The organism is Dietzia sp. SLG310A2-38A2 (assembly GCF_014145095.1).
Classification (GTDB): Bacteria; Actinomycetota; Actinomycetes; order Mycobacteriales; family Mycobacteriaceae; genus Dietzia.
Map to the genome: position 1 here is coordinate 1 of NZ_JAALDX010000243.1, position 4,172 is coordinate 4,172.

The window sequence follows — 4,172 nt, forward strand, 5'->3', positions numbered from 1 at the left end:
GCCGCCGGCTCGTCGAGGTGCACCGAGTACCTGCGCACAAGCACTCGCCACACGAGCGGCCCCACCGTCACGAGTACCAGTGCGATCGCGCCGATCAGTGCCGGCGACGCCCCGAGCATCGCGGACGCGGTGACCGCCAACACGATCGTGATGCCCCGCCGGATCAGGCCCTGCGGCACCCGGCCGGCGAACTTGGACCCGAAGAACGTCCCGATCGCCCCGCCGATCAGCAAGGGCACCAGCAGGTTCCAGTCGACGCCGGTCACCATCACGTGCCCGATCGCCGCCGCGATCACCAGCGGGACCGCCTGCACGAGGTCGGTGCCCACCAACCGCAGCGCCGCCAGGGTCGGGTACAGCAGCATGATGCACATCATGATGACCGTGCCGGAGCCCACCGAGGTGATGCCCACCATCAGCCCGCCGATCACGCCGACCAGCAGGGTGATCAGAGGCTTGACGGGCGGGTTCGGGTCGCTGCCCGTGCGGATCTTGCCGGCCATCTCGAAGAACGCGCGAAGGAAGTAGGCGGAGGACGCCACGATGAGCGTGCCGCCGATGGCCTTCTTCAACAGCCCCTGCACGTCGTCGGCTCCCACCGCGTGCACGAGCCAGGCCCCCAGGTACGCGGTCGGTACCGAGCCCAGGATCAGCCAGAACGCGATCCTGAGGTTGGGTTTGCCGTGCTTCCAGTGCACGCCGGCCCCGATGACTTTGTTCACCGCGTTGACCACCAGATCGTTGGCCACGGCGGCGGTGGGCGGGATCCCCACGAGGATGAGCGCGGGCGTCATCAACGCCCCGCCGCCCATCCCCGTGAGACCTATGACCACGCCGATCACCGCGCTGACGATCAGCAGCCCCAGCGAGTCGTAGGTCCAGAGCGCCTCGGGCACCGGCTCAGACCCCCAGGATCGAGCTGACGATCCGCTGTGCCACCTCTTCCGCGGTGCCGTCCTCCGGCCGGATGTGCAGATCGGGGGTCAGCGGCGGCTCGTACGGCGCCGAGACGCCGGTGAACTCAGGGATCTCGCCGGCCCGCGCCTTGGCGTACAGCCCCTTGGGGTCGCGCGCCTCGCACTCGGCCAGCGGGGTGTCCACGAACACCTCGGTGAAGGGCAGGTCGGCCGCGGCGTGGACGCTGCGCGCCTTGTCGCGGTCTGCGCGCATCGGGGAGATGAGGGAACAGATGACGACGACGCCGGCATCGGCGAACAGCGCCGCCACCTCCGCGGTACGGCGGATGTTCTCCGCCCGGTCCTCGGCCGAGAACCCGAGGTCGGCGTTGAGGCCGTGCCGCAGGTTGTCGCCGTCGAGGATGTACGCGGGGTGCCCGGACTCGATGAGCAGCCGCTCCACCTCGGAGGCGACCGTGGACTTGCCCGAGCCCGACAGGCCCGTGAGCCACAGCGTGCGGCCCTGCCCGCGGTCACCGCGCTGGACGGCGCCGGCGTGCCAGACCACGTTGGAACCGGTGGTGGCGGGCCCGATGATCATGCCCGCGCCCACGGTGTTGCCGGTGAGCTCGTCCACGAGGATGAACGCGCCGGTGTCGCGGTTACGGCGGTACGGGTCGTACATCAGCGGCGTCTGCGTCCGCAGGCCGATGCGGCCGATCTCGTTGAGCCCCAGCTCGGTGGAGTCGGGGTCGCGGTGCAGGGTGTTGATGTCGAGCCGGTACTCCAGCCCCGTGACGATCGCCTTGGTGTCGCGGGTGGTGTGCTTGACGACGTACCGCCTGTTGGGCGTGAGCGTCGAGTCGTCGGCGAACCAGCAGACCATGGCCTCCAGCTCTGTGCCCTGGTGCGGGCGGTTGCCGGGGCGGGCGATCATCTCGCCGCGGACGATGTCGATCTCGTCGTTGAGAGCGATCGTCACCGCGGCCGGCGCCGCCGCCTCGTCCAGCTCCGCGCCGCCCGGGCCCCAGATGGCCTTGATGGTGGACTGCCGACCGGACGGCATGACCACCACCTCGTCGTCGACCTTCATGATGCCCCCGGCGACGGTGCCGGCGAAGGACCGGTGGTCGAGGCCGTCGGCGCGCTGGGGGCGGATCACGTACTGCACCGGGAACCGGACATCGGTCAGGTTGCGGTCCGAGGCGATGTGCACGTTCTCGAGATGGTCCAGCAGCGCCGGGCCCGTGTACCAGGGCATCGAATCGGTGCGGTCGACCACGTTGTCGCCCTTGAGTGCGGAGAGCGGGACAAAGGTGACGTCGTGGACCTCGAGCTTGGCGGCGAAGTCCGTGAACTCGGAACGGATGGCCTCGTAGGTGGCCTCGTCGTAGTCGACCAGGTCCATCTTGTTGACGGCCACCACCAGGCGCGGAATGCCCAGCAGCGCGGACAGGAACGCGTGCCGGCGGGTCTGCTCGAGCACTCCCTTGCGGGCGTCGACCAGGATGATCGCCACGTCGGCCGTCGAGGCGCCGGTGACCATGTTGCGCGTATACTGCACGTGGCCCGGGGTGTCGGCGATGATGAACTTGCGGCGCGGGCTCGAGAAGTAGCGGTAGGCCACGTCGATTGTGATGCCCTGCTCGCGCTCGGAGCGCAGGCCGTCGGTGAGCAGCGCGAGGTCGGTGTACTCGTCGCCGCGCTTGGCCGAGGTGGCCTCGATCGAGGCGAGCTGGTCCTCGAAGATCCCCTTGGAGTCGTAGAGCAGGCGCCCGATGAGGGTCGACTTGCCGTCGTCGACCGAACCCGCCGTGGCGATGCGCAGCAACTGGGCGTGTTCGGACATGGTGCTCAACTGCTCGGGGGTGAGGGTCGACGCGCTGGTGGCGGACGACGTCGTGGTGGCGGACGACGTCGTGGTGGCGGAGCTCATCAGAAGTAGCCTTCCTTCTTGCGGTCTTCCATGCCGGCCTCGGAGATCCGGTCATCGGCACGGGTGGCGCCGCGCTCGGTGACGCGGGTACCCGCGACCTCGGCCACGACGGCGGCGTTGTCGGAGGCGTCGGACTCCACGCAGCCGGTGCAGGTGGCGTCGCCGACGGTGCGGAAACGGACCAGCTCGGTGCGCGCCTCCTCGCCCGGGAGGGTCTCGAGGAACCGGGTCTTGGCCAGGAGCATGCCGTCGCGCTCGATCACCTCGCGCTGGTGCGCGTAGTAGATGGGCGGCAGGTCGATGTCCTCGCGCTCGATGTACTGCCAGATGTCCAGCTCGGTCCAGTTGGACAGCGGGAACACCCGGATGTGCTCGCCCTTGCGGTGGTTGCCGTTGTAGAGCTTCCACAGCTCGGGGCGCTGCTTGCGTGGGTCCCAGGCGCCGAAGGCGTCGCGGAACGAGAACACGCGCTCCTTGGCGCGGGCCTTCTCCTCGTCGCGCCGGGCACCGCCGAAGACGGCGTCGAAGCGGTTCTCCTGGATTCCGCGCAGCAGGGCGGCGGTCTGGAGGCGGTTACGACTCGTGCCGACGCCGGTCTCCTCGACCACGCGGCCCGCGTCGATGTCGTCCTGCACGTACGACACGAGCAACTGCACGCCGGTCTCCTCGACCACCCTGTCCCGGTACTCGATGACCTCGTCGAAATTGTGCCCGGTGTCGACGTGCATGAGCGGGAACGGCATGGGCGCGGGCCAGAACGCCTTACGCGCCAGGTGGAACATCACCACGGAGTCCTTGCCGCCGGAGAACAGCATCCCCGGGCGTTCGAACTGCGCGGCTACCTCGCGGAAGATGTGGACGGACTCTGCCTCGAGCGCGTCGAGGTGAGAGAGCGTCACCGCCGTCCTCGCTGTCATGCGACCTCCAATGTCGTGGGCTGGTCCGGCGTGACCGGACAGCAGACCGCAGACAGGTCTGTCTGCGGTCTGGTTCGGACTCCATCGTGCGCCCCTGCGTCCCCGATTTCCATCTCGGTGAGGGCAATTCCGGACGGTTCGTCCGCATATCGACATAGAGTGTCGGCTATGCGACACGAACCCACCCATCGCGTGCTCTCCGTGATCGAGGCGTTGTCGGTCGAGGGCCCCCCGTTACCCCTCGCCGAGATCGCCCGGGCCACCGGGGCCAGTCGCTCGACCCTGCACGCCGTGCTCGCCGAGATGCAGGACGAGCAGTGGGCCGAGAAGCTCGAGGGTGGGTGGCGCGCCGGGCCCCGGATGCGCTCGGTCGCCGCGTCGCTGTCCGCCGAGGTCGATCTGGCCCGGGCCGCCAGGCAGCCG

General features: G+C 69.2%; 4 protein-coding genes. 1 reads left to right on the forward strand and 3 read right to left on the reverse strand.

Annotated features, from left to right (window positions below):
* The 3 genes from G6027_RS09030 to cysD all read right to left on the reverse strand — a co-directional run.
* Positions 1–896 (reverse strand): TSUP family transporter (locus tag G6027_RS09030; protein ID WP_182636882.1); only part of this gene is annotated, 896 nt, incomplete at its 3' end.
* A gap of 4 nt (positions 897–900) precedes the next feature.
* Positions 901–2,832 (reverse strand): sulfate adenylyltransferase subunit CysN, encoded by a 1,932-nt coding sequence (gene cysN / locus G6027_RS09035; protein ID WP_277612327.1) that lies wholly within the window; start codon positions 2,830–2,832, stop codon positions 901–903.
* Positions 2,832–3,749, reverse strand: coding sequence for a sulfate adenylyltransferase subunit CysD (cysD, locus tag G6027_RS09040; RefSeq protein ID WP_182636883.1), 918 nt, complete (start codon positions 3,747–3,749; stop codon positions 2,832–2,834). The genes cysN and cysD overlap by 1 nt, the downstream gene beginning before the upstream one ends.
* Positions 3,750–3,917: 168 nt before the next feature.
* Between cysD and G6027_RS09045 the strand changes: the two genes are divergently transcribed.
* Positions 3,918–4,172: helix-turn-helix domain-containing protein (locus G6027_RS09045; RefSeq protein WP_182636884.1), on the forward strand; the 255-nt coding region annotated here is incomplete at its 3' end.

Coding starts and splice junctions, on each gene's coding strand:
- cysN (WP_277612327.1), bottom strand. CDS start 2,832: ATGAGCTCCGCCACCACGACGTCGTCCGCCACCACGACGTCGTCCGCC.
- cysD (WP_182636883.1), bottom strand. CDS start 3,749: ATGACAGCGAGGACGGCGGTGACGCTCTCTCACCTCGACGCGCTCGAG.